Genomic DNA, 24,206 nt, shown 5'->3' on the forward strand with positions numbered 1-24,206 from the left:
TCCTACGTCAACCCGTACTCTTTGAGCTTCTTGCGCAGCGTGGCACGGTGAATGCCCAGCATCGCCGCCGCGCGGCTCTGGTTGCCTTCGCAGTGGTTGAGCACTTCCACGAACAACGGGATCTCCATCTCGCGCAACACGATTTCGTACACATCGTCGGCGTCGCTGCCGTCCAGGTCACGCAGGTAACGGCGGACGGACTGGGCCACGTGTTCGCGCAGCGGCGACTTCGGGGCGCCACGACCGGGGTCAGGGCGAGAGGGGGCTGCGTTCAAAGGAGGGTTCCCAGTGTCACGAAGCCGGGACGCGTGGCCGGCGAGGGGGAGTGAGTCTAGCGCGTGACCTCACCGCTCGCCACGCCCGTGTGGCCATCGGCGCAGGTCGCGTCCGCTCAGCGGAAGTCGAAACTGAAGGCGGCGGTGCTCGCGGCCGGCTCGCGTACGGCAAACGCCACCTGCACCGCCTGGCCCGGCGCGAGCGTGTCCTGCGCGGCCGGTGGCTGGCCCAGATACTCCTGCGGCGCCAGCACGCGCGTGCCGATCACCCGCCCGTCGGCGTCGGACAACGACAGCTGCAGCCACGGCCAGGCCTGCGCCCAGCGCGCCTCGTTGCGGAAGCTGGCCTGAACCTGCAGCACGCCCGGCACCCCGGGCAGCGGGCGCACATCGCGATGGAGCAAGGTCAGCGCAGCCGGCTCGCGCCAGGCCGGCAGCGTGCAGCGCGCCACCGCGCAGGCCGCGCTGGCCAGCGGACGCCAGCGCGCATCGGCGGCCAGCTGCGCGCGGTCGGCGATGACGATCTGCAGCGCCAGCAGGCCGACCAGCCCGACCAGCAAGGCCCACTGGCGGCCGCTGGCGCGCAGCCGTGGCCGGGCCAGCCCGCGGCGAGCGAAGGCGGGCGCGGCCTGGGCCGCGAGGGGCTGGAACCGGTCAGGTGCCGCTGCGCCGGCAAGGCCTGCGGCGCTGCCGCCTGGCTCGGCGCCCGTATCTGGATCGGCACCGGACGCTGGCGTGGCGTCCGGCACGGATGCAACGCCGGACGCAGCGGAGTGCGCGCGCTGCTGGTCTGCGCCGGCAATGCCGCCGGTCGCCACGCCGCCCGGATGTGCGGCGGTCTGCTGTGCAGCGGAAGTGCTGGCGATCGCGGTGCGGGTGTCGCTGGCGCCGGCCGCTGAGCCTTCGGCAGGATCGCCCGGCAGCGGGCGCGCAGTTGCCGTGGTCCACGCCGGCCGGTCCGGCGCGGTGGCGTCCGCTGCGGCTTGGCCGGCATCGCCGCCTGGCAGGGGGATGCCCACCGGCGCGGGCTCGCTGCGCGGCGTGGTCACCAGCGGCTCGAAGGGCGGCGACACGCCCGGCGCCGCCGGTGCGGCCACCGGCTCGGTTGACGGCGCCGGCGCCAGTTCGCTGGCCGGCACCGGCGGCGCGGGCAGCGGCGGTTCGGCAGCAGGCACCACCGGGGTCGGCAGCAGCGATGGAGCCGCCGGCGTCGCACGCAGGAACGTGGCCAGGGGGCGGCGCGGTGGCGGAGTCTCGGACATCGGCAGGCGTGCAGCGGGAAGGGCTCTATTCAACCACGCGCACGCCAGCGGGCGAACCCGGGTGCGTCATGCGTGCGTGCGACACGCACCACAGGCACCGATACCGCCTCCAATCGACTGCGGGGATGCATCCACCCGGTGGCCACCGTCGCGCTGCAGTCAGCGCCCTGTCTCGGCCAAGGGCCGCATTCCAGCAGAGTCCGCATTCCGGCCAACGTGCAAACGAAGTTGCCGGCGCCACGTCATCCGAATCCGCTCGGGTTAGCTGCCAACTCGGAGCGCGCCCACGAGGTTGCGGCCAAAGGCCGTATTCCAGCCCACACGCGGAAGTCCCGGCGCCACATCATCCGCATCCGATTGGGCTAGCTGCCAACTCCGAGCTTGCCTTCCGAATGACGCCCCGAGCAGCCTGCCCCCGATTCCCGATTCCCGATTCCCGATTCCCGATTCCCGATTCCCGATTCCCGACTCAACGCCTGCGCCGCGTCTTGCCCTCGGCCAGCAGCAGATCGAGCAGGCCGCTGCGCTGGCGCGGGGCCAGCGTGTCGAAGCGGTTCAGCAGCACGCGTTGCTGGTCGTCCAGGTGGCGGTACTGCGCCGGCTCTTCGGCGATCGCCGGCACCGGCGGGCCGAAGGTCCGCTCGCCGCGGCCGGTGGCCAGGTATTCGAACGCCATGCCGCTGCGCCTGGCCAGGCCGATCAGGTTTTCCACCGAGGGCGCGGTGCCTTCGGCCATCTCCCACTGCGCCACCGCGCTGCGGGTCACGCCCAGTTCGCCGGCCAGCGCTTCCTGGGTCAGCTTGGTCAGCGCGCGGGCTTCGCGGACGCGTTCGTACAACTTGCTCACACGGCACCGTGAGTGGGAACGGGCCGGGAGATATAGCCCTAGCAGCAAACAGGGATAGTTCGTATAACTTTCATATGCCGATATGTTTGCGATACTGTCGTCACGTCAATGATGACGGGATCACAGCGAACTCAAGGAGGATGTCCATGGTCGAGCCAGCCGCTCCCGACACCGCCCGCCCCAGCACGCCGGCAACGCCGCCAGCCAGGCCGCCAGCCGCTCCGCCAACTGCCGCATGGCCGGCACATTCGCCACTGGATCCGGCGATCAACCACTTTCGTGGCGCACCGTGCTACCAGGTCTGGCGGCGCCATGACGCGTGGACCGCCGTCGCCGACGGCACGCAGTGGTCGGCCGGGCTGGCGCCGCGGTGGTGGGCGCTGCGCCAGCGGCACTGGCGGCTGCTGGCGACGGGGATGGGCTTGCTGGCGCTGGCCGGCGGCGTGGCGAGCCTGGGCCTGCAGGCGTGGTCGCTCCCGGCCTGGGCGGCGTTGCTGCTGGCCGAGCTGGGCTTGCGTGTCCGTGTGGCCCGGCAGGCCGGGCCGTGGCGCAGCGCGGCGCTGCAGCGCGCGGGCTGGCAGGCGGTGACCCGGCTGCGCGCCATCAGCGTGGCCGATGCAGTGACCACCGCGCAGATCCGCGCCGGCCGGCCGCCGCGCTGACGCGAGGCGGCGTCAGTGGCGGCGCACGCCGTCGATGCGCATCCAGTCTTCGTCGCGTTCGCAGCGCAGTTGCTCGAACCAGGGCGCGTAGCGTTGCAGCAACTCCTCTTCCTGGCCGTGCAGGATGCCCGACAAGGCGATCCGCCCGCCCGGCGCCACGCGTGCGGACAAGGTGTCGGCCAGCGCATCCAGTGCCGACGCCAGGATGTTGGCAACCACCACCGGATAGGTCTGCACCGGCTCGTGCTGCGGCAGGTACACCGCCAGCTGCGCCTGCAGGGCGTTGCGCTCGGCATTGTCGGCGGTGGCCAGCAACGCCTGCGGGTCGTTGTCCACGCCCACCGCGCTGGCGGCGCCCAGCTTCAACGCGGCGACGGCGAGGATGCCCGAGCCGCAGCCGAAATCCAGCACGCTGCGGCCCTGCAGCTCGCCACTGCCGGCCAGGCTGTCCAGCCAGCGCAGGCACAGCGCGGTGGTCTGGTGCGTGCCCGAGCCGAACGCCAGGCCCGGATCCAGGCGGATCACCGCCGCGTCGGGCGCTTGCGCGGCCTCGGGCAGCGCGTGATTCCACGGCACGATGAAGGTGCGCGCGCCGAACTGCATCGGCTTGAACTGATCCATCCAGGCGCGTTCCCAGTCGCTGTCGTCGACCGTGCGGAACGCGACCTGGCTCCAGTCCAGCCCGGGATCGAACGCCTCCAGCGCGGCGAGCAGCACCAGCGCATCGCTGTCGCCGTCGAACAGCGCATTCAGCACCATGGTGTTCCACAGCGGCGTTTCGCCGACGCCGGGTTCGAGAATGGCGCGCTCGTTGCTGGTGTCGGCATTGGCGTCGAGCAGCGTCACCGCCAGCGCGCCGATATCGTCCAGCGCATTCTGGTAACGGGGCTGGGTGGCATCGGAGCAGGGCAGGGTCAGTTCAAGAAACGGCATCGTGGCGGTCGGGCAATTCGAAAGCGTGCATCGTAGACCATTCGTGCGGGCCGACCCTTGCGCAACGGTGCCTGGGTGCCTGGGTGCCTGGGTGCGTCGAGCGCACGATCACGCCGACGCCGGACGCCGCACTGCGGCCGCAGCGCAGTGTCGCCGGCAGCTGCCGGCGGCTGAGGCGAACGCGCCGGCAACCAAACTGCCGCCGCGCGCCACTTACACCACACACGCGCAGATCTGCCTCCTCATGCATTCCCTCTTTCGCAACCTGCACCGGCAGCGTCCGCTTGCGCGCCAGCGCGTGCGAATGCGGGTGCTAGACTCCGCGCCGTCGCTGCGGGGCTTTCCGCAGCAGGGTCGCCGCCGTCCATGCCGTTTGCTCGTTCCCGCCATCTGTGGCTGTTGCTGGCTCCCGTCGCGCTCGCGGCGGCGTGGTGGCATGTGCGCGCGCAACCGGACGATCTGCCCGCTGCGGCGCCGTCAGCGGCGGCAGTCACTGCCCGCGCAGGCGCGCTTGTATCGGCGGCGCACGCGCCTGCCGAACGCGGCACTGCCCTGCAGCTGCCCTACCGCGATGCGGTGGACGCGCAGCCGGACCTGTACCGCTATGCACAGCAATTGCAGCAGCAGGTGCGCGCCGGTGATGCGCAGGCGGGGTGGCGCCTGAGCCGCGTCTACGATTACTGCGCCCCGTATGCGTCCAGCCCGGCCGGCTATGCCGCCGACAGCGCATGGATCGCCGCCCAACACACGCCGGGGGTGGTGGCGATGCACGCCGCGCGCACGCGCGTGGCGCAACGCTGCGCCGGCTTTGCGCCCAGCGATGGCCTGAGCCCACGGCTGGTGGCGCAGCAACGCCAGGCGGCCGCGCGTGCGGGCAACCTGGCGGCCGAGGCGGCGTTGCTGGCGCTGGGCGAGCCGCTGCAGCACGCGCCCAGCTACAGGCGCGCGCTGGTGCAGCGCGTGCTGGCCTCGCGTGATCCGGAGGCCTACCTGGCGCTTGCACCGGCGATGGGCGCGCGCGCCAGTGGCGATGACAGCCTGGCCGGCTATGTGGCCGGCGATCAGTTCGCCGAGCTGGCCTGGCAGGTGGCCGCCTGCCGGCTGGGGCTGGACTGCAGCGCAGACAGCACCCTGGTCACCAGTTATTGCGCCAACGCGGGCATCTGCTCGCGCGACAGCGCACAGGATTTCGTGTCGTTCGTATTCGATGCCGCGGTGCCGCGGCAGGGAGCAGACAGAGTGGATGAGATGGTCGATGCCTTGGTCTCCGAGCCGGGAGCGCAGTCATGAATTACCGTCGCCTGGCGCACGGCGCCAAGTTCTGGTTCTGGGTCGCGTTGTTCGTGGCGTATTCGGCCGCGGCCGTGGGCATTGTGATGATCGACACCGCCGATCACCGCTACCAGCCGCTGTCGGTCAAGTCCACCACGGTCACCGCCGACGAGCAGCAGCGACGGCATGGCGCCAGCCAGGTGGCCGCGGTGTACCGCGCCAGCAGCGCGATGCCGTTTTCGACCTTGCCGGCCGGCTCCACGTTCCAGGTGGTATGGCCGGATGGTTCCACCGAAACCATGACCGTGGTCGACCCGGCCTCCTCCAGCGGCATCGTGCCGGTGCCGGGCAGCCAGCAGCCGGCGCCGCGGCGCTGAGCGATGCAGCGCATCGCGCTCCGATGCGGGTGCGATGCGTATCCGCGCGGACGACAAGATCTGCGCAGCGGATCCGGTCGCACCCAGGATCCCGTAGGAGCGCACCTGGGCGCGACGAGGTTCCACCGATAAGGCGCGGTCGCGCCCGGGTGCGCTCCTACGCATGGGTCGGCTGGCCGCGTGCCTGGCCTGCGTGAGGCACTGCCGGCGCGAGCACCGGGAAACAACGCAAAAAAAAGCCCGGTTTCCCGGGCTTTTCTGTGCTCTGCCTGCTGCGATCAGGTCAGCGCGATCGACTTGTTCTTGCGCTCGGCCAGGCGCTTTTCCAGGTAGTGGATGTTCTGCCCACCGGCCTGGAAGCCCTTGTCGCGCATGATGCGCTGCTGCAGCGGGATGTTGGTCTTGATGCCGTCCACCACCATCTCGCTCAGCGCCACGCGCATGCGCGCGATCGCGGTCTCGCGATCGGGGCCGTGCACGATCAGCTTGCCGATCATCGAGTCGTAGTTCGGCGGCACCTTGTAGCCGGCATAGATGTGCGTATCCACCCGCACGCCGGGCCCGCCGGGCGGATGGAAGGCGGTGATCAGGCCCGGGTTGGGCATGAAGGTTTCCGGGTCCTCGGCATTGATACGGCACTCGATCGCATGCCCGCGCAGCACGATGTCGCTCTGCTTGATGGTCAGCTTGCGGCCGGCGGCGATGCGTAGCTGCTCGCAGACCAGGTCGATGCCGGTGATGCGCTCGGTGACCGGATGCTCCACCTGGATGCGCGTGTTCATTTCGATGAAGTAGAAGCGCCCGTTTTCGAACAGGAACTCGAAGGTGCCGGCGCCGCGGTAGCCGATGCGGATGCAGGCATCCACGCAGACCTTGCCGATCTCGTTGCGCAGCTCTTCGGTGATGCCCGGCGCCGGCGCTTCTTCCACCACCTTCTGGTGGCGGCGCTGCATCGAGCAATCGCGTTCGCCCAGATGGATCGCACCACCCTGGCCGTCGGCCAGCACCTGGATCTCCACGTGGCGCGGATTCTCCAGGAACTTCTCCATGTAGACCTGGTCGTTGCTGAAAGCGGCCTTGGCTTCGGACTTGGTGGTTTCGATGGCGGCCTTCAGCGCCGCCTCCGAATGCACCACGCGCATGCCGCGTCCACCGCCGCCGCCGGCGGCCTTGATGATCACCGGGTAGCCGATTTCGCGCGCCACCTTGGTGTTGGCGACGATGTCATCGCCTAGCGGGCCGCCCGAACCGGGCACGCACGGCACGCCGGCGGCCTTCATCGCGCGGATCGCCTCGACCTTGTCGCCCATCAGGCGGATGGTGTCGGCCCTGGGGCCGATGAAGATGAAGCCCGATTCCTCCACGCGCTCGGCAAAGTCGGCGTTTTCCGACAAAAAGCCGTAGCCGGGATGGATGGCCTGCGCATCGGTCACCTCGGCCGCGGCGATCAACGCCGGGATGTTGAGGTAACTGTCGCTGGAGGCGGCCGGGCCGATACACACCGACTCGTCGGCCATGGCCACGTGCTTGAGGTTGCGGTCGACCGTGGAATGCACCGCGACCGTGCGGATGCCGAGCGTGTGGCACGCGCGCAGGATGCGCAGCGCGATTTCACCTCGGTTGGCGATGACGACTTTATCGAGCATGGGAATAGGGAGTCGGGAATGGGGAATGGGTAGATGCGGGCATCATGGTGCGGCTCCACGTCTGCGTAAGGCATTCATCAATGCGGTGAGCTTGGCGAAGACCTGGTCGACCTGTTGGCTAACGATGTCTTCGTCTTCGGTGTTGCTGTAGCCCAGTCGGACGGCGATCTGGACCTGTGTATCCAGTTCGGAGAGCGATCCGCGCGCAATCGAGAGAAACCGCGCGTAATCGGGAGTTGAGCGCCGCGCCGCACCTTCGGCGATGTTCGACGGGACGCTGACGGCTGCACGGCGCAATTGCGCCGTCAGGCCGTAGCGTTCCTGCTCGGGAAAGAGTTCGGTGAACCGATAGATCATTTCCACAAGCTCCATGGAATCGCGCCACGCCTCCAGGCGTTCATGAGGCCGCTTTGCCGATTCCCGATTCTCCACTCCCGATTCCCCGGCGCTTCAGCCAATCACAAACAGCGGCTGATCGAATTCCACTGGCTGGCCCGTTTCGCCGAGGATGGCCACGATGGTGCCGGAGACGTCGGCTTCGATCGGGTTGAACATCTTCATCGCCTCGATGATCGCCAGCGTTTCGCCGGCCTTGACCTGCTGGCCGACGGTGACGAAGGCGGGCTTGTCCGGCGAGGGCGAGGTGTAGAACGTGCCGACCATCGGGGCGCGCAGCACGTGGCCGTCCGGCAAGGCGGCAGCCTGCTTGGCGCCGCCGGTGGAGGCCTCGGTGGGCGACTGCATCGGCATGCTGGGCGCCGCTGCCGGGGCCTGCGCGAGCGGGGCGGGTGCGTACTGCTGCACCGGCGCGCTCATCACGGTCGTGCCCTTGGGCACGCGCGCCAGACGCACGCTTTCCTCGCCTTCCTTGATCTCGATTTCGGCGAGATTGGATTCTTCGAGCAGGTCGATCAGTTTCTTGATTTTGCGGAGATCCATACGGGCCTCATGAGGTGAATCGGTGGAGGTTGCCGGCGGCTGCCGGCGGAATGGGGTCAGGCGGCCGGCGCAGGCGCCGGCGATACGGGTGTCATGCGTCGCGCTCCAGCCGCGCGATCACCGCTTCCAGCGCCAGCCGGTAGCTGTCGGCGCCAAAGCCGCAGATCACGCCATCGGCCTTGTCGCTGAGATGGCTGTGGTGGCGAAACGGCTCGCGCGCATGCGGATTGGACAGATGGATTTCCACGAACGGCAACCCCACGCCCAGCAGCGCGTCGCGCAGCGACACCGAGGTGTGGGTGAAGGCGGCCGGGTTGATCAGGATGTAGACGGTGCCGTCCTCGCGCGCGGCGTGGATGCGCTCCACCAGCACGTGCTCGGCATTGGACTGCAGGCAGGCCAGCGTATGCCCGGCCGCCTGCGCGCGGTCCACCAGGGCCGCATCGATCTGCGCCAGCGTGGTGCGCCCATAGACATCCGGCTCGCGGGTACCGAGCAAGTTGAGGTTGGGGCCATGCAACAGCAGCAGGTGGGCCATGACATCCGGGAGAGCAGAAAGGCCGGAAGTCTGCGCGATGTGGCCGATGCTGTCCAGATAGGCGAAGTTAGGCTTGTTTTAAACGTTTGTTTCAAATTTGGGCGTGGCGGGCAGTGTTGCTGCTGCGTGGAACCTTGCGGGGCCGCCGTTTCGAGGGTTGCCCCTGGCGCGGCCCGTCGGTCGATCGCAGGCCGACCACGCGCTGAATTGCCGTCGGGGCGTTTGCCGTGTCCGCTCGCGCGGAAGTGGGGCTGATTGCCGGCACAACGATGAGGGCGTTGTGTCGATCCACGCCTGGTGTCCGCCACGCTGCCGATCAACATGGCCGGCAGCGACGTCCTGCCCTTGAATACCGACATCCAGCGGTGTCAGCGCTGGCGCTGCCGTGTCATCAGCCCGCGTCGTTGCCGGATCAGGCCGCGATGCTCGCCGGGGCGACGGCCGACGTGGCAGGCCGGCCGGCTCAGCGCGCCGCGCGCAGCAACGCATCCTCGGTGATGGCACTGGTCAGCACGGTCGGCAGCACCGCCGGCGGGGCACCGGGGCCATAGACCACGTACAGCGGCACGCCGACGGCCTGGTGCTGGTCCAGGAAGGCGCTGATCCTGGGGTCGACGTTGGTCCAGTCGCCTTTCATGTAGACCGCGTCGACGCGGCGCAGCGCGTCGCGGAAGTCGGCGCTGCTCAGCACGTTCTTTTCGTTGGCCTTGCAGGTCACGCACCAGTCCGCGGTCATGTTGACGAACACCACCCGGTTGTCGGCGCGCAGGCGGTCCAGCAGCTGCGGTGAATACGCCACCACACCCTCGGCGGCGGTGGCCGCCGGCAGGCGCAGGCGGGTGACCCCTACCACCGGCACGATCGCCAGCACCAGCATCACCGCCGCCAGGCCCATGCCGATGCGGTGGCTTTTCCAGCGGCTGCGCTCGAAGCAGAACAGGCCCAGCGCCAGCAGGGTGGCACCGACCAGCATCAGCGCCAGCGCGTCCACGCCGCGCTGCTTGCCCAGCACCCACAGCAGCCAGATCGCGGTGAGATACATCGGGAACGCCAGCACCTGCTTGAGCGTTTCCATCCACGCGCCGGGCGTGGGCAGGCGCCGCGCCAGCGAGGGGATGAAGCCGATCAGCAGGAATGGCAGCGCCAGGCCCAGGCCCAGCGCCAGGAACACCAGCATCGCCAGCAGCGCCGGGGCGGTGAACGCATACGCCAGTGCGGTGCCCATGAACGGGGCGATGCACGGGCTGGCCACCACGCAGGCCAGCACGCCGGTGAAGAAGTCGCCCAGCGGGCCATTGCGCGACGCCAGCGACTGGCCGATGCCGCCCAGGTTGCCGCCCAGCGTGAACACGCCCGACAGGCTCAGGCCCACCGCAAACATCAGATACGCCAGCGCCGCGACGAACCACGGCTGCTGCAGCTGGAAGCCCCAGCCGGCCGCTTGCCCGGCCGCACGCAGGCCGATCACCAGCGCGCCGATCGCCGCGAACGACACCAGCACGCCCAGCGAATACCAGATCGCATGGCTGCGCGCGTGGCTGCGGCTCTCGCCGCTGTGGGCCAGGCCCAGCACCTTCAGCGACAGGATCGGCAGCACGCAGGGCATCAGGTTCAGCACCAGCCCGCCGAGCAGGGCCAGCACCAGCATCGCCAGCAGGCCCTTGTCGGTATGCGGCGGCTGGGTGCGTTGCGGATTGTCGGCCGAGGCATCTGCGGCCGGTGCCGCAGTCGCCGCGGGCGTCGGTGCCGGCGCCGGCTCGGCAGGCAGTTGCCCGGCGGGCAGCGGCGAAATCATCAGCGGTGCCGCCTGCGCCTGGTTCTGCGGCGACACGGTGCCGGCGGGCAGCTCCAGCGCCACGCGGCGGGTCATCGGCGGGTAGCAGATGCCGTCGGTCTGGCAGCCTTGGAAGGTCGCCACCAGCGTCGTCCTGACCGGCTCGGCGTGCTCGCGCAGCAACGGCAAGGTGACTTCGGCCTGGTCGAAATACACCACCACGTCGCCGAAATGCTCGTCGCGGTGCGCGCTGCCCTGCGGCCAGCGCGGCAGCCCGGGACGCACGCCGCCGGCGCCTTCCAGCGCCAGCGAGGTGCGGTCGCGATAGATGTAGTAGCCGGGTGCCGGGGTGAAGCGCAGCAGCAGGCTGTTGCCGTCGCCAACGATCGCCTCGAAGCGGAAGGCCTGCTCGGCCGGCAACGGCAGTGCGTCCACGCCGGCGGCCTGGCCGGTGCTGCCGAACAGGCGCGGGCCCGCCGGTGCGCGCGGCACCAGTGCGCCCAGGTTCTCGCGCTGGGTGGCGGCGGTGGCGGTGGCGGCGGCGGGCGCTGAGGCCGTCGAGGCCGTCGCGGCCTCGGGCAAGCTCACGCGCAGTTCGCGACGTTGCGGCGGGTAGCACACGCCGGCATCGGCGCAGCCCTGGTATTGCACCTGCAGCACGGCGGTCCGCAGCCCGGCATCGGCCTTGCCGGCCAGCCTGGCCTGCAGTTGCTTGCGGTAGGTCTGCACCTGGCCGAAGAACTCGTCGTGCTTGCTCTGGCCTTCCGGCAGCGCCAGCTCGCCGGCGGCAAAGCCTTGCCCGGATTTGACGCTGATGCGGTGGCGATACAGGTAGTAGCCCGGCGCGATCTTCCAGCGCAGCGCGATGCTGTCGCGGCTGTCGGCGGTGGCGCTGAGCGTGAAGGCCTGGTCCACCGGCAGCAGGTCGGCCTCGCTGACCGCGGCCCGCGCGGGCAGGGGCGCCACCAGCGCCAGCGGCGCGGCGAGCAACGGTACGGCCAGCAGTGCGCAGCGGGCGATCCAGCGGGACAGAGACTTCATGGACGTCAGGATTCCTTGCGGGTTTCGGCCCGGACCCAATCGAGATACGCCGGCAGCCCGGCGCTGGCTTGGACCGCGATCGCCTCCGGCAGTTCATACGGATGCAGCGCCCGCAGCCGCGCGATGGCGTCCGGCACGCGGTCTTCCCAGGTCTTGATCAACAGCTGCACTTCCTGGCTGCGCTCGATCGCCCCGTTCCAGCGATACAGCGACTGCACCCCGGGCAACTGGGTGACGCAGGCGGCCAGGCGTTCGTCCAGCAGCGCGCGCGCAATGCGCTCGGCGCTGTCGGCGTCCGGGCAGGTGCTGAACAATAGATGGAGGGAAGCGGCGCTCATGTGACCGCGCAGTGTAATCCCCTGTCTGCAGGGGATCGACCGCAGATTCCGGAACAGGGCGTCAACTTCGCCAGGCCTGACGGCCGGGTGGCCGGGCGGCGGTGCCCGCGCGCCGGCGGCTCGCGCATGCAAGGACGCGATGGCGATGCGCCGGATGAAGGGCACAACGTCGGACGTCGCGGGCCGGCGGCCGCGCACGTTCGCCGCGTGGGCGATGGTGTGGGTTGCCGCCGCAGGCCGACGCCCGGCCCGACGCCTTGCGCGCCGGGCCGGGCTGGATCACTCGGCCAGCTGGCAGCTGGCCGGCTTGGCCGAGGTGAACAGGCTCGACGTCGCCCATTCGGGGTGGTCCACGAATGGATTGCGGTTGCCCTGGAAGCTGAAGATCACCTGGTTGCGGGCGCGCTCGGCATCGTCCGGCGGGTCGGCCTGGTGCCAGGCCAGCAGCGTGGACAGCAGGCCCATGTAGGCCGGCGAGGCCGAGGTCTGCACGATCTTGCTGCGGTCGTCGGTGAGCTCCAGGTCCGGCTCGGACTGCCCGGTGGCTGCGTCGGTGCCACCTTCATAGCGGATCGCCATGTACATCACCGCACGCGCCATGTCGCCCTTGCGCTTGCCCCACACCTCGAAGGTGCCGCCGTTGCCGTCGGGGGTGCGCACCCAGTTGGAATTGCCCGGATAGCGACCGCTGCCGCCGCCACTGCCGTCGTTGACCTCGGTGACCCGCTCGCCGCAGCTGCTGGTGCAGGCCGCATAGGGCTTGTTGCCGCGGTCGGCGTTGAAGGCGGTGTCGGTCAGATACAGCATGTGGGTATCGGTGTAGGGCGCATACGGGAGGCCCTTGTCGCCGCTGGCACTGCCAAAGCCCAGCGAGTTGGGCCAGGTGTGCTCGCGGTTGTAGGTCAGCCCGCTGCCGGTGCCGGCGCGGTCGCTGCCCTTGGCGTAGCTGCGGTTGCGGTAGGCGTCCAGGATCCGGCCGCTGTTGTTGGGATCCTCGTCGGCCATTTCCAGGATGGTCCAGGTGCTGGTGCCCGAGCCGCTGTACGGATAGACCGTGTGGCCCTTGATCACGGTGTGCAGCGAGCAGCGCAACTGGCTGGCATTGGCGGTGTTGACCCGCCCGTAATAGCCGGTACCGCCGCCGCTGGCGGTGGCCACGGTGAAGGCGATGGACTGGTTGGCGGCCGGGCTCAGCCCGCTGGCATCGCGGATGGCGCTGGCGGTGATCGCCAGGGTGCAGCGCTCGCCACCCACCAGCGCGGTGTTGGTGGACAGGCTGAAGCGGGTGCCGCTGGTCGGGTAGCTCAGTGCCACCGTGCCGGAGCTGGCGCAGCTGAGCGCGAAGGCGCCGCTGCCCAGCGTCACCGCCTCGCTGAAGCCCACGCTCAGGTCGCCCGCGGCGGGGAAGCCGGTCGCGCCCTGGGTCGGGGTGGTGCTGGTGATCGTCGGTGCGCCGCCGGTCTCGCCGCCACCGCCGCTGCCGTTGAAGCTCTGGCCGCGGTTGCACGCGCCGAAGGTCTGCGCCGACGAGCCGGCCCAGCTGAAGTTGGCCGCGCTGCTGCCGGTGCCGGTCAGTTGCAGCGAGCTGCCGACCGCGCTGCTGTTGCTCTCGCTGACCGGCAGGGTCTGGCTGGTCACGCCCGCGGCGGGGCCGCCACTGCCGGTGATGGCGCCTTCGTAGCTGAGGAACTGCACGAGCTGCCCGTTGGGATCGACCAGCGCCACCCCGTCGTTGGGCCCGTTCTGCACGCCGTTGCTGGCGTAGCCGACCGTGGCCACGCGCACCTGGCTGCCGCAGCTGACCAGGCTGCCGGCCGGCACCGCGGTGTTGGCGTAGACCGTCGCCGCACCCGGCGTGCTGCCGTTGTACAGATAGATGCGGTAGCCGCTCAGCGATTCGCCGGCGGTGGCCACCACCTCCACGCCTTCGCCGCTGTCGCCGGAGGCGCCCGCGTCGTCGTAATGCAGTTCGTTGATGAACACCGCCGCGTGGGCGGCAGGGGCGGTCAGCGCGAAGGCACAGGCCAGGGGAAGCGCGCAGCGCAGGGACCAGCGCAAGGGGGAAACACGGGCACGGGACGGCAACCTCATCGACAGCTCCTTGTGATCGGGGAATGCGTTGCCGACTGTAAGACGTGCGCATGACAATCGGTGGAACCTGGTTCCATTTTTAGTGCGGCTGGCCCGGTGACTCGGCTAACCCGCTTACCGCTTACCGCTTACCGCTCAGTGCCCCGTGCCCCGTGCCCAGTGCCCAGTGCCCAGTGCCCAGTGCCGCCAGGCGCCGCAGCCCGTTGCGCAGTCCGGTGGCAAACCCGCCCGCTCGCAGCCACCTGGCGAACTGCCCGCCGGCTCCCGCCAGCGGCCCTGCCAGCTGTGGACCGGGACTGCCCGGCGAAAAAATTTTTGCCCCCAGCCCTTGAAAGCTGCCCACACAGCACAATCTCTGGCCCGCACCCGCTCTGTCGGGTTTTTTCCGCGCGCTGTGCTGGCAGTCGTCACATGCGAGTGCTAACATCGCCGATAATTTCCAGACCAATCAATCACTTAAGAGGGTCTTTCTCTATGAGCATCAAGCCGCTTCACGACCGCGTTGTAGTCAAGCCGATCGAAGCCGACGAAGTTTCCGCCGGCGGCATCGTGATCCCGGACTCCGCCAAGGAAAAGTCCACCAAGGGTGAAGTCGTCGCCATCGGCGCCGGCAAGCCCCTGGACAACGGCAGCCTGCGCGCGCCGGTGGTCAAGGTCGGCGACAAGGTCATCTACGGCCAGTACGCCGGCAGCAGCTACAAGTCCGAAGGCGTCGAGTACAAGGTGCTGCGCGAAGACGACATCCTGGCGGTCATCGGCTGATCAGGCGCTATGCGCCGGGAATCGGGAGTTGGGAATCGGGAATAGGCAAAGCGGCTAGCGCCCTTCGCCATCCCACCCAGGCCCGATTCACGCTGTTGATCTACCGATTCCCCATTCCCAATTCCCCATTTCCGGAGTTACATACCAATGGCTGCTAAAGACATTCGTTTCGGTGAAGACGCACGTACCCGCATGGTCCGTGGCGTCAACGTGCTTGCCAATGCCGTCAAGGCCACCCTGGGCCCGAAGGGCCGCAACGTCGTGCTCGAGAAGAGCTTCGGCGCGCCGACCATCACCAAGGACGGCGTGTCCGTCGCCAAGGAAATCGAACTGGCTGACAAGTTCGAGAACATGGGCGCGCAGATGGTCAAGGAAGTCGCTTCCAAGACCAACGACAACGCTGGCGACGGCACCACCACCGCCACCGTGCTGGCCCAGGCCCTGATCCGCGAAGGCGCCAAGGCCGTGGCCGCCGGCATGAACCCGATGGACCTCAAGCGCGGTATCGACCAGGCCGTCAAGGCTGCCGTCATCGAGCTGAAGAACATCTCCAAGCCCACCACCGACGACAAGGCGATTGCCCAGGTCGGCACCATCTCGGCCAACTCGGACGAGTCGATCGGCAACATCATTGCCGAAGCGATGCAGAAGGTCGGCAAGGAAGGCGTGATCACCGTTGAAGAAGGCTCGGGCCTGGAAAACGAGCTGGACGTGGTCGAGGGCATGCAGTTCGATCGCGGCTACCTGTCCCCGTACTTCATCAACAACCAGCAGAGCCAGTCGGCCGACCTGGACGACCCGTTCATCCTGCTGCACGACAAGAAGATCTCCAACGTGCGCGACCTGCTGCCCGTGCTGGAAGGCGTGGCCAAGGCCGGCAAGCCGCTGCTGATCGTGGCTGAGGAAGTCGAAGGCGAAGCGCTGGCGACCCTGGTGGTCAACACCATCCGTGGCATCGTCAAGGTCGTGGCCGTCAAGGCACCGGGCTTCGGCGACCGTCGCAAGGCGATGCTGGAAGACATGGCCGTGCTGACCGGCGGTACCGTGATCTCCGAGGAAGTGGGTCTGGCGCTGGAGAAGGCCACGATCAAGGACCTGGGCCGTGCGAAGAAGGTGCAGGTCTCCAAGGAGAACACCACCATCATCGACGGCGCCGGCGACTCGGCCACGATCGAAGCCCGCGTTGGCCAGATCAAGACCCAGATCGAGGACACCTCGTCCGATTACGACCGGGAGAAGCTGCAGGAGCGCGTGGCCAAGCTGGCCGGTGGCGTTGCAGTGATCAAGGTCGGCGCTTCGACCGAAATCGAAATGAAGGAAAAGAAGGCCCGCGTCGAAGATGCCCTGCACGCCACCCGTGCAGCCGTCGAAGAAGGCGTGGTCCCGGGCGGCGGTGTGGCCCTGGTGCGTGCGCTGGTGGCCGTCGGTAACCTGACCGGTGCCAACGAAGACCAGACCCACGGCATCCAGATCGCCCTGCGCGCGATGGAAGCCCCGCTGCGCGAGATCGTGGCCAATGCCGGCGAAGAGCCGTCCGTGATCCTGAACAAGGTCAAGGAAGGCACCGGCAACTACGGTTACAACGCCGCCAACGGCGAGTTCGGCGACATGGTCGAGTTCGGCATCCTGGATCCGACCAAGGTCACCCGTTCGGCGCTGCAGAACGCAGCCTCGATCGCCGGCCTGATGATCACCACCGAAGCCATGGTGGCCGATGCACCGAAGAAGGACGAGCCGGCGATGCCGGCCGGCGGTGGCATGGGCGGCATGGGCGGCATGGATTTCTGATCCAGCCCCACCGGTTGTTGCAGCAAAAAAGGACCCCGCCGAAAGGCGGGGTTTTTTTGTGGCCGGTCGTGGATGCCGCAAGAGGCGATCGTCGATTGGTCGTGCCTGGTCCACGCAACCCCCATGACCCGTAGGAGCGCACCTGGGCGCGACGAGGCTTCACCGGTAACGCCCCAATCGCGCCCGGGTGCGCTCCTACGCCGCGCAGATGCGCCACCAGCCCGCGCAACAGGCTCGCGGCCCCAACCGTGTGCACCATCGCAAAACCGCGCAGATCGCGACGTCAATCACACTTGCATGACAAGGTGTTGACACCGATGTCATCGCAACCCTAGCGTCGCTGGGCAGGCGCTTGCGCCGAACGGTCGGGGGGCCATCGGACAGGGGGCGGCGATGCGGTGCATCGCTCGCAGGCGTCGTTGCAGTGGAACGCCACGCCGGCCATGCCGGCATCTCCCGGGGATCTTATGAACTGCCGCAGTCATCGCCTTGCCTTGTCGATTTCCTTGTCCCTTGCCCTGACCGCCGCCGTCGCACCGTCGGCCACTGCCCAGCAGGCCGAGCCGGATCAACCGCGCGCCACCTCCACGCTGGACGCGGTCAGCGTCACCGGCTCGCGCATCAAGCGCGCGCAGGTCGAAGGCGCGCAGCCGGTGGTCACCATCTCCGCGCAGCAGATCCAGCAGGAGGGCTTTGCCACCGTCTACGACGTGCTCAACAGCATGAACCAGCAGGGCTCGGTGGAGGCCGATACGCAGTGGGGCTCGCACACGCCCAATGCCTCACCGATCAACCTGCGCGACCTGGGGCCGGGCCGCACGCTGCTGCTGGTCAACGGCCACCGCGTGGCCGATTACCCGCTGCCGTACGGCGGCGAAAGCAACTTTTCCAACTACAGCAACATCCCCTCCGCGGCGGTGGAACGCATCGACATCCTGACCGGCGGCGCCTCGGCCATCTACGGCTCGGACGCGGTGGCCGGCGTGGTCAACGTGATCCTCAAGCGCGACTACCAGGGCGACCAGGTGCGCCTGCGCGGCGGCACTGCGACCGAAGGCGGCCGCGACAGTTTCGACGTGTCGTGGGCGGGCGGGCGCACCGGCGAGAACTGGAGCCTGACCTACGCGCTGCAGGCCACCCGGCGCGACCCGCTGAACGGGCGCGATCGCCCGCAGATGGACGACTCCGACGACATGTCCTATTCCAACTGGACCGGCCAGAACCGCCGCTACGGCTTCAACCCGTTCACCGGCCTGAGCCTGGTCGATGCCAATACCAGCGAACGCCTGGCGCCACCTGCCGGCACCTGCGCGCGCTTCGGCGGCGAGTTCATCGACGGGCAACGGCTGAGCTACGACCAGAACACCGGGGTGGTCACCAATGCCGGCGATTACTGCGGCGTGGCGCGCGACTACGGCGACTGGGGGCTGGTCACCGGCAGCGAGGATTATTCGGCCTATCTCTACGGCACCTGGAAATTCGGCGAGCACACCGAGGCCTGGGCCACGCTGTCGGCCAACCGCAGCATCGGCCGCTGGACCTATGACCCGCCGTACGCGTATCTGGGCCCGTTCCAGGACGCCGACACCGGGCGCTCGTTGAACCTGATCCGTCAGCTCACCCGGCGCGAAGCCGGCGGCTGGGACAGGCTGGCCAACTACAACAAGGAGCAGTCCTGGGACCTGAGCGCCGGCTTGCGCGGTGCGTGGGCGGACCGCTTCGACTGGGAACTGAGCGTGGGCCGCTCGCGCTATACGGTGGACGAATATGTGCGCACCGTGGATACCGCGCGCGCCACCGCGTATTTCCTCGGCAGCCCCATCGGCACCGCTGCCGATGGCACGCCGATCCATGCGATCAACCAGGCGCGGCTGTATGCGCCGCTGTCCTCGAGTGAGTACGACGACCTGGTCGCCAAATCGCACAACTCGGCCTATTCGTGGGTGAACCAGGCCAGTTTCAGCCTCAGCGGCGATCTGGTGCAGGGCTGGGCCGGGCCGATCCGCTTCGCCACCGTGGCCGAAGTCGCCAAGCAGGGCTACCAGCTGTCGCCCGACCCCTGCGCCAACGCATGCTACCCGGTGGACGTGGTGGACAGTGGTGGTGGCGAACGCCTGCGCAGTTCGGCCGGGCTGGAATTCCAGATCCCGCTACTGTCGACGTTGAGCGCCAACATCGCCGGTCGCTACGATCGCTACGGCAATTACCGTTCCTCGGCCGCGATTGCGACCGATGTCGGCACCCAGAGCGACACCACCTGGAGCGCGGGTCTGGAATGGCGCCCGGTCGAGAGCCTGTTGTTGCGCAGCACGCTGGCCACCAGCTTCCGCGCGCCTGACATGCACTACGTGCTCGGCGAACCCAGCTCCACCAACCAGACCGTGATCGACCAGTACCGCTGCATCGCCTCCGGCGCGTATCAGACCGGCGGCTGCAACGACGAGAACAGCAACATCTACTACACCGTGGATGTGAACCGTCGCGGCACCCCGGATCTGCGCTCGGAAACCGGCCGCTCGTTCACCGGCGGGGTGGTGTGGGACATCGTGCAGGGCCTGTCGCTGAGCGTGGATTACTACCGCATCGAGCTGGAGGAAATGATCAAGGATCTGGACCGCGACGAGATCCTGTCGGCCGAAGCCGGCTGCCGCACCGGCACCACCATCAGTGGCGGCGCCTGGAACAATCCCGGCGGTGCCGGCTATTGCGACACCATCACCTCGCGGGTGACGCGCAACGCCGACGGCACCATCGCCAGCATCGAGCGCGGCCCGATCAATCTGGCGCAGATGGAAACCTCCGGCATCGACGCCTCGCTCAAGTATCGCCTTGCCACGGCGGGTTGGGGCAACTTCCAGTTGTCGCTGGATTACAACAGCCTGCTGGCCTACCGCGAGCAGATCTACCGCACCGACAGCGATGAGAACCGCCGCGACGAACGCGTGCGCAGCCGTGTACGTGGCAGCGTGCACTGGGATAACGGCGGCGCCTGGGACTGGACGGTGTACTTCCGCAGGCTCGGCTCCATGCGCGCGGTCAACTGGGGCACCTGCGCGCGTTTCGACGATGGCTACCAACCCAGTGCCGCCGACGAATGCGTGGTCACCGACACCGCCAACGTGCATCTGGGCGAGAGCAGCAAGCGTTATTTCGGCCGTGTGGGCCCGGCGATCTACTGGAACCTCAGCACCGGCTACAGGATCACCGACCACGCCAAGGTCAACTTCTACGTCAACAACGTGTTCAACGAAGTGGGCTACGAGAACAAGGAGCGCTTCTACGGCTACGGCTTCTACAACACCACGCTGTTCAATCCGATCGGCCGCGAAGTGGCGGCGGAATATGTGTTCACCTTCTGATTGAGCGTGGCGGCCGCACCACACGTCACGGCATAGCGCCGTGGCGTGTGGTGCAGGCAAAAACGGGCGCGCCGTTTGTCATCCACCCTGCAGCAGGTGGGGTTGCGTGGTTGCCGACGATGGTCGACACGAAACGTTTCTGCCGCAGGGCCTGACTGGATCTTGGCATCGCGGGAGTCACCGCTACTTGTCGCTGGGTACGTTGTCCGAGTAGGCGGTGACCCAACATCGAAGCCGCCGCTGGTTGAAGCCATGTAGGGGAGAGAGGGCTGGTCGGGTGTACCGCGCCCAGTCCCGAATTCCGCGGAGGTGGTGATCGATTGTTCGCATCGTCATGATCGGCCGTGCTTATACCCGCGGCGCATCGGCGTTGCATCCCTGCGCAGGTTGCGTCTGAGACGCCGCAATCGCAGGGGTTTGGACACGATAATGCGCGGATCAGGCAATCGACCCGGATGGCGCCGGCAGCGCGCTGCAACGTTCCGTTGCCGATGAAACAGTGGCACGGCCGAAACGTGCGTGGTATCAATGCACTCAATGAACGCACCCCGCAGCCAGTTTTACTTTTGGTACTACGGTTTTCCGATGCCGCTGGCGGAGGACGGATTGCGCTCACCCTGAAGAAATCTTCAGCAGCATTCCCGAAAAGCCGCCAGCGCACACTGGCGGCTTTTTTTGTTGCCGCCGCGCCTGGCCCCCTGATGCAACACCGCCCACCGAGACACTGTTATGCCGCCTGTGACCGATGACCTGCGTATCCGCAAGATCGAAGCCCTTGCCCCGCCTTCGCAGCTGCTGTCGCTGCTGCCCTGCGACGAGCGCGCTTCCGAGACCGTGACCAACTCGCGCGCCGCGCTGCACGCCATCCTGCATGGCCACGACGACCGCCTGGCGGTGGTGATCGGGCCCTGCTCGATCCACGATCCGGTCGCGGCGATGGACTATGCGCACCGTCTGCGCCCGCTGCGCGAGCAGTTCGGTGATGCGCTGGAGATCGTGATGCGGGTGTACTTCGAAAAGCCGCGCACCACCATCGGCTGGAAGGGCCTGATCAACGACCCGGATCTGGATGGCAGCTTCCAGATCAACAAGGGCCTGCGGGTGGCGCGCGGTCTGCTGCGCGACATCAACAACCTCGGCCTGCCGGCCGGTGTGGAATTCCTCGACATCATCTCGCCGCAGTACATCGCCGACCTGGTGGCCTGGGGCGCGATCGGCGCGCGCACCACCGAAAGCCAGGTGCACCGCGAAATGGCCTCGGGCCTGTCGTGCCCGGTGGGCTTCAAGAACGGCACCGGTGGCGACGTCAAGATCGCGGTGGATGCGGTGGGCGCGGCCTCGCACCCGCATCATTTCCTGGCCGTGACCAAGGACGGCCACACTGCGGTGGCCGCAACCGCAGGCAATCCGGATTGCCATGTGATCCTGCGCGGCGGCAAGCAGCCCAACTTCGATGCGGCCAATGTGGAAGCGGCCAGCCAGGTGCTCAACAAATCCGGGTTGCCGGCGCGCCTGATGATCGATGCCAGCCATGCCAACAGCGGCAAGAACCCCGAGAACCAGCCCAAGGTCATCGACGACATCGCCACGCAGCTGGAAGGCGGCGAGACGCGCATCGTCGGCGTCATGGTGGAGAGCCACCTGGTCGGCGGACGCCAGGAACTGGTGCCCGGCTGCGAGCTGACCTACGGCCAGAGCATCACCGACGGCTGCCTGGGCTGGGACGCCTCGGTGCAGGTGCTGGAGCGCCTGGCGACGGCCGTGCGTGCGCGGCGTGCCAGGCGGGTTGCCGAAGCGGCGTGATCGTCGGGGCAGCCGGGTGAGGGAACGCGGCCTCGCCCGCACCCTCATCCGGCGCTGCGCGCCACCTTCTCCGGCAGGGAGAAGGGATAAGCATTGCTCCCTGCGGCGCGCAAAGACACAGCGTGCGTCACTGGCGCGCGTGTGTTGGCACGCGCGCGCTGCCAGCACGGGCCGGGTCGCGGAGCGGAAGGATGCGCGTACGGCGGACGACAGCGATCTGAGACTGCATGCCCACAAACGATGCGGCGCACTCGCCGGCGCGCAAGGGCATAAATGCAAAGCCCATCTCGTCCGGACTGCAGCATCTCAACGCGCAGCACCTTAATGCGCCGCAGATTCCATCCGGTGCTTCGCATAGTCAAAGTGCAAAGTGTCCAGCACGCTGCACATCCCAAACAGCGCGCGCTTGGGCGGCAAGCGGTCAACACGCCGGTCGAGCAGCCTGGCGATGTGCGCAGTCGTGTTGATGGCCGCTCCAGAACACGAACGCCGGGCCGGTGCACGGAGCCGGCCTGGCGGATTTGGCACCACCCGGTGATGACCCGTCGCGCCCCAGCGGCAGGATGGGGAGAGAGCCGTCCTGCCGCCGAATGCGAGCGGGCAGGAACGTTATCCGCCACCTGCATGACGTGGCGATGTCACGCAGGTCGGCACCGGCAATGCAGTTCGGCCAGCGTCAAACGCCAGACATGACGACTGCACCATGACTTCCCTCAATGGCAGCAGCGTTGCAAGTTGCCCAAGGTAAAGCACCATCGGGCGTCGACGCTCTTCCACTCCACCTATCGCGCCGAGGCGATGGGCTACAACCGCCGATTCCCGATTCCCGATTCCCAGCTCACTCCAACATATCCCCGGTCTCCAACCAGCGCTGATGCCACGACAGCGCCTCGGTCAGCAGATGCGGGGTGTGCTTGCCATAGCTGTCGCGATTGGCGCGCGCCACATACTCTTCCAGTGCATCGCGGTAGCGCGGGTGCACGCAGTGATCGAGCAACTGGCGTGCGCGTTGCTTGGGCGTGAGGCCGCGCAGATCGGCCAGGCCTTGTTCGGTGACGATCACCGAGACGTCGTGTTCGGTGTGGTCGACATGGCTGACCATCGGCACGATCGACGAGATGCTGCCGGCCTTGGCGATGCTGGGGCTCAGGAAGATCGACAGGAAGCCGTTGCGCGCGAAGTCGCCGGAGCCACCGATGCCGTTCATGATACGGCTGCCCATCACGTGGGTGGAATTGACGTTGCCGTACAGGTCGGCCTCGATCATGCCGTTCATGCCGATGCAGCCGAGCCGGCGCACCAGTTCCGGGTGATTGGAAATCTCCTGCGTGCGCATGATGATGCGCTGCCGGTAGAAATCGATATTGCGCTTGAATTCCTCGTTGCCCTCCGGGCTGAGCGCAAAACCGGTGCACGAGGCGTAGCGCAGCACGCCATCGCGCAGCAGCGCGAGCATGCCGTCCTGGATCACCTCGGTGAAGGCCTCCAGATCGCGGAAGCCGCTGCGTGCAAGCCCGGCCAGCACCGCATTGGGAATATTGCCCACGCCCGATTGCAGCGGCAGCAGGCTGGCCGGTAGCCGGCCCTTGCTTACTTCATGGCGCAGGAACGCGATCAAGTGTTCGGCGATGCGTTCGCTGCTGTCGTCGGCAGCGGCGAACGGGCTGTTGCGGTCCGGGCCATGCGTGCGCACCACTGCCACGATCTTGTCCGGATCGCAGCGCAGGCTGGGCTCGCCGATGCGGTCGTCGCCGTGGATCAGCGGAATCGGCTTGCGCTGCGGCGGCAGCGCGGTGCCGTAGTAGACATCGTGCATGCCATCCAGGCCGGCCGGCTGCCAGTCGTTGACCTCGATGATCACCTTGCTGGCCAGGTCCAGCCAGGTCTTGTTGTTGCCGATCGAGGTGGACGGCACCAGGCTGCCGTCGGCGCGGATCGCCGAGACCTCCACCACGGCGGTGTCGATCTGCCCGTAGAAACCGAACCAGACATGCTGGGCGACGTGGCTGAGATGGATGTCGATATAGTCCAGCGTGCCGGCGTTGATGCGTTGGCGCGCGTCCGGGTCGGACTGGAACGGCATGCGCATGGCGATGCCGTCGGCCTTGGCCAGTGCGCCATCCAGTTCCGGCGCGGTGGACGCGCCGGTCATCAACTTGATCTGGAACGGCTGGCCCTGCAGATGCGCCGCTTCGATGCGCTGCGCCAGCGCCATCGGCACCGCCTTGGGGTAACCGGAGCCGGTGAAGCCGCTCATCGCCACGGTCTCGCCGGGCTGGATCAATGCGGCAGCGGCCTCGGCAGAAACCAGGCGCTCGCGCAGCGGCGCGTACAGGATGCGTTCGTCGGACATGGGCGGCACAGCAGGCAGGAGACGTCCCATTATCGCCGCTGCGTGCGTCGGCCGCGCTGCGACCATGGTGCAATGCGCCTCGCGGGCCGCGTCGGACGCATGCGAAGCGACCTGTTGCGTGGCAGGAGCGCGGCACGGGCGAGGCT

The 24,206-nt window shown here is 68.0% G+C and carries 19 protein-coding genes; 7 read left to right on the forward strand and 12 right to left on the reverse strand.

The genetic code is table 11. The annotated features are described in order from the left end of the window. Nucleotides 1-2: 2 nt before the first annotated feature. The 3 genes from fis to H7A87_RS02640 all read right to left on the reverse strand — a co-directional run bounded on the left by fis (nucleotide 3) and on the right by H7A87_RS02640 (nucleotide 2,384). The gene (gene fis, locus H7A87_RS02630) at nucleotides 3-275 is read right to left on the reverse strand and encodes a DNA-binding transcriptional regulator Fis (protein ID WP_104583541.1); all 273 of its coding nucleotides are present in this window, start codon (nucleotides 273-275) and stop codon (nucleotides 3-5) included. A 116-nt stretch (nucleotides 276-391) separates the two neighbouring features. Continuing rightward, a complete protein-coding gene (locus tag H7A87_RS02635) occupies nucleotides 392-1,537 on the reverse strand; it encodes a DUF3426 domain-containing protein (RefSeq protein WP_119129480.1) in 1,146 nt (381 codons plus the stop codon). A 469-nt stretch (nucleotides 1,538-2,006) separates the two neighbouring features. After that, entirely contained in the window at nucleotides 2,007-2,384 is a 378-nt protein-coding gene (locus tag H7A87_RS02640; protein ID WP_104583543.1) for a helix-turn-helix transcriptional regulator, read from the reverse strand. Between the two features lie 146 nt (nucleotides 2,385-2,530). Here H7A87_RS02640 and H7A87_RS02645 point away from each other — a divergent pair, with 146 nt between their 5' ends. Continuing rightward, the gene (locus H7A87_RS02645) at nucleotides 2,531-3,046 is read left to right on the forward strand and encodes a hypothetical protein (RefSeq protein ID WP_180496873.1); all 516 of its coding nucleotides are present in this window, start codon (nucleotides 2,531-2,533) and stop codon (nucleotides 3,044-3,046) included. 12 nt (nucleotides 3,047-3,058) lie between these two features. On the opposite strand, the gene prmA is transcribed toward H7A87_RS02645, so the two are convergent. Further along, a complete protein-coding gene (prmA, locus tag H7A87_RS02650; protein ID WP_119129481.1) occupies nucleotides 3,059-3,979 on the reverse strand; it encodes a 50S ribosomal protein L11 methyltransferase in 921 nt (306 codons plus the stop codon). 366 nt (nucleotides 3,980-4,345) lie between these two features. Between prmA and H7A87_RS02655 the strand changes: the two genes are divergently transcribed. Beyond that, nucleotides 4,346-5,269, forward strand: a complete 924-nt coding sequence (locus H7A87_RS02655; RefSeq protein WP_119129482.1) for a hypothetical protein — start codon at nucleotides 4,346-4,348, stop codon at nucleotides 5,267-5,269. Continuing rightward, nucleotides 5,266-5,628 carry a hypothetical protein gene (locus H7A87_RS02660; RefSeq protein ID WP_104534522.1) on the forward strand — a complete coding sequence of 121 codons (363 nt, stop codon included), beginning with the start codon at nucleotides 5,266-5,268 and terminating at the stop codon, nucleotides 5,626-5,628. Before H7A87_RS02655 ends, H7A87_RS02660 begins: the two co-directional genes overlap by 4 nt. Before the next feature lie 278 nt (nucleotides 5,629-5,906). On the opposite strand, the gene accC is transcribed toward H7A87_RS02660, so the two are convergent. The 7 genes from accC to H7A87_RS02695 all read right to left on the reverse strand — a co-directional run bounded on the left by accC (nucleotide 5,907) and on the right by H7A87_RS02695 (nucleotide 13,995). Then, nucleotides 5,907-7,274, reverse strand: a complete 1,368-nt coding sequence (accC, locus tag H7A87_RS02665; RefSeq protein WP_104583546.1) for an acetyl-CoA carboxylase biotin carboxylase subunit — start codon at nucleotides 7,272-7,274, stop codon at nucleotides 5,907-5,909. Nucleotides 7,275-7,316: 42 nt separating this feature from the next. Beyond that, on the reverse strand, nucleotides 7,317-7,646 hold the full coding sequence (locus H7A87_RS02670; protein ID WP_221202722.1) for a four helix bundle protein: 330 nt from the start codon (nucleotides 7,644-7,646) through the stop codon (nucleotides 7,317-7,319). 78 nt (nucleotides 7,647-7,724) lie between these two features. Then, nucleotides 7,725-8,213 (reverse strand): acetyl-CoA carboxylase biotin carboxyl carrier protein, encoded by a 489-nt coding sequence (gene accB / locus H7A87_RS02675; RefSeq protein ID WP_104649183.1) that lies wholly within the window; start codon nucleotides 8,211-8,213, stop codon nucleotides 7,725-7,727. A gap of 91 nt (nucleotides 8,214-8,304) precedes the next feature. Then, entirely contained in the window at nucleotides 8,305-8,751 is a 447-nt protein-coding gene (gene aroQ, locus H7A87_RS02680; protein ID WP_104649184.1) for a type II 3-dehydroquinate dehydratase, read from the reverse strand. Nucleotides 8,752-9,214: 463 nt separating this feature from the next. Further along, entirely contained in the window at nucleotides 9,215-11,566 is a 2,352-nt protein-coding gene (locus H7A87_RS02685; protein ID WP_119129483.1) for a protein-disulfide reductase DsbD, read from the reverse strand. A 5-nt stretch (nucleotides 11,567-11,571) separates the two neighbouring features. Further along, complete coding sequence (gene cutA, locus H7A87_RS02690; protein ID WP_104583552.1) at nucleotides 11,572-11,904, reverse strand: divalent-cation tolerance protein CutA; 333 nt, start codon at nucleotides 11,902-11,904, stop codon at nucleotides 11,572-11,574. 279 nt (nucleotides 11,905-12,183) lie between these two features. Then, on the reverse strand, nucleotides 12,184-13,995 hold the full coding sequence (locus H7A87_RS02695) for an endonuclease (RefSeq protein WP_119129484.1): 1,812 nt from the start codon (nucleotides 13,993-13,995) through the stop codon (nucleotides 12,184-12,186). A gap of 474 nt (nucleotides 13,996-14,469) precedes the next feature. On the opposite strand from H7A87_RS02695, the gene H7A87_RS02700 reads away from it, so the two are divergent. From H7A87_RS02700 to H7A87_RS02715, 4 genes are all read left to right on the forward strand, one after another. After that, entirely contained in the window at nucleotides 14,470-14,757 is a 288-nt protein-coding gene (locus tag H7A87_RS02700; RefSeq protein ID WP_003483210.1) for a co-chaperone GroES, read from the forward strand. 147 nt (nucleotides 14,758-14,904) lie between these two features. Then, the gene (gene groL / locus H7A87_RS02705; protein WP_011035771.1) at nucleotides 14,905-16,545 is read left to right on the forward strand and encodes a chaperonin GroEL; all 1,641 of its coding nucleotides are present in this window, start codon (nucleotides 14,905-14,907) and stop codon (nucleotides 16,543-16,545) included. A 467-nt stretch (nucleotides 16,546-17,012) separates the two neighbouring features. Beyond that, on the forward strand, nucleotides 17,013-19,904 hold the full coding sequence (locus H7A87_RS02710; RefSeq protein ID WP_119129485.1) for a TonB-dependent receptor: 2,892 nt from the start codon (nucleotides 17,013-17,015) through the stop codon (nucleotides 19,902-19,904). Between the two features lie 729 nt (nucleotides 19,905-20,633). After that, the gene (locus H7A87_RS02715; protein WP_104649313.1) at nucleotides 20,634-21,707 is read left to right on the forward strand and encodes a 3-deoxy-7-phosphoheptulonate synthase; all 1,074 of its coding nucleotides are present in this window, start codon (nucleotides 20,634-20,636) and stop codon (nucleotides 21,705-21,707) included. Between the two features lie 838 nt (nucleotides 21,708-22,545). Here the strand turns inward: H7A87_RS02715 and H7A87_RS02720 are convergent. Beyond that, a complete protein-coding gene (locus H7A87_RS02720) occupies nucleotides 22,546-24,060 on the reverse strand; it encodes an acetyl-CoA hydrolase/transferase family protein (protein ID WP_119129719.1) in 1,515 nt (504 codons plus the stop codon). Between the last annotated feature and the right edge of the window lie 146 nt (nucleotides 24,061-24,206).

The sequence above is a fragment of the Xanthomonas sp. CPBF 426 genome (assembly GCF_903989465.1).
GTDB lineage: Bacteria > Pseudomonadota > Gammaproteobacteria > Xanthomonadales > Xanthomonadaceae > Xanthomonas > Xanthomonas euroxanthea.

Bases quoted from the DNA above. Each gene is read 5' to 3' on its own strand.
- groL (WP_011035771.1), top strand. From the start codon at position 14,905: ATGGCTGCTAAAGACATTCGTTTCGGTGAAGACGCACGTACCCGCATG.
- H7A87_RS02685 (WP_119129483.1), bottom strand. From the start codon at position 11,566: ATGAAGTCTCTGTCCCGCTGGATCGCCCGCTGCGCACTGCTGGCCGTA.
- H7A87_RS02635 (WP_119129480.1), bottom strand. From the start codon at position 1,537: ATGTCCGAGACTCCGCCACCGCGCCGCCCCCTGGCCACGTTCCTGCGT.
- accC (WP_104583546.1), bottom strand. From the start codon at position 7,274: ATGCTCGATAAAGTCGTCATCGCCAACCGAGGTGAAATCGCGCTGCGC.
- cutA (WP_104583552.1), bottom strand. From the start codon at position 11,904: ATGAGCGCCGCTTCCCTCCATCTATTGTTCAGCACCTGCCCGGACGCC.
- accB (WP_104649183.1), bottom strand. From the start codon at position 8,213: ATGGATCTCCGCAAAATCAAGAAACTGATCGACCTGCTCGAAGAATCC.
- aroQ (WP_104649184.1), bottom strand. From the start codon at position 8,751: ATGGCCCACCTGCTGCTGTTGCATGGCCCCAACCTCAACTTGCTCGGT.
- H7A87_RS02655 (WP_119129482.1), top strand. From the start codon at position 4,346: ATGCCGTTTGCTCGTTCCCGCCATCTGTGGCTGTTGCTGGCTCCCGTC.
- H7A87_RS02700 (WP_003483210.1), top strand. From the start codon at position 14,470: ATGAGCATCAAGCCGCTTCACGACCGCGTTGTAGTCAAGCCGATCGAA.
- H7A87_RS02660 (WP_104534522.1), top strand. From the start codon at position 5,266: ATGAATTACCGTCGCCTGGCGCACGGCGCCAAGTTCTGGTTCTGGGTC.
- H7A87_RS02715 (WP_104649313.1), top strand. From the start codon at position 20,634: ATGCCGCCTGTGACCGATGACCTGCGTATCCGCAAGATCGAAGCCCTT.
- H7A87_RS02720 (WP_119129719.1), bottom strand. From the start codon at position 24,060: ATGTCCGACGAACGCATCCTGTACGCGCCGCTGCGCGAGCGCCTGGTT.
- H7A87_RS02695 (WP_119129484.1), bottom strand. From the start codon at position 13,995: ATGAGGTTGCCGTCCCGTGCCCGTGTTTCCCCCTTGCGCTGGTCCCTG.
- H7A87_RS02670 (WP_221202722.1), bottom strand. From the start codon at position 7,646: ATGGAGCTTGTGGAAATGATCTATCGGTTCACCGAACTCTTTCCCGAG.
- H7A87_RS02645 (WP_180496873.1), top strand. From the start codon at position 2,531: ATGGTCGAGCCAGCCGCTCCCGACACCGCCCGCCCCAGCACGCCGGCA.
- H7A87_RS02710 (WP_119129485.1), top strand. From the start codon at position 17,013: ATGAACTGCCGCAGTCATCGCCTTGCCTTGTCGATTTCCTTGTCCCTT.
- prmA (WP_119129481.1), bottom strand. From the start codon at position 3,979: ATGCCGTTTCTTGAACTGACCCTGCCCTGCTCCGATGCCACCCAGCCC.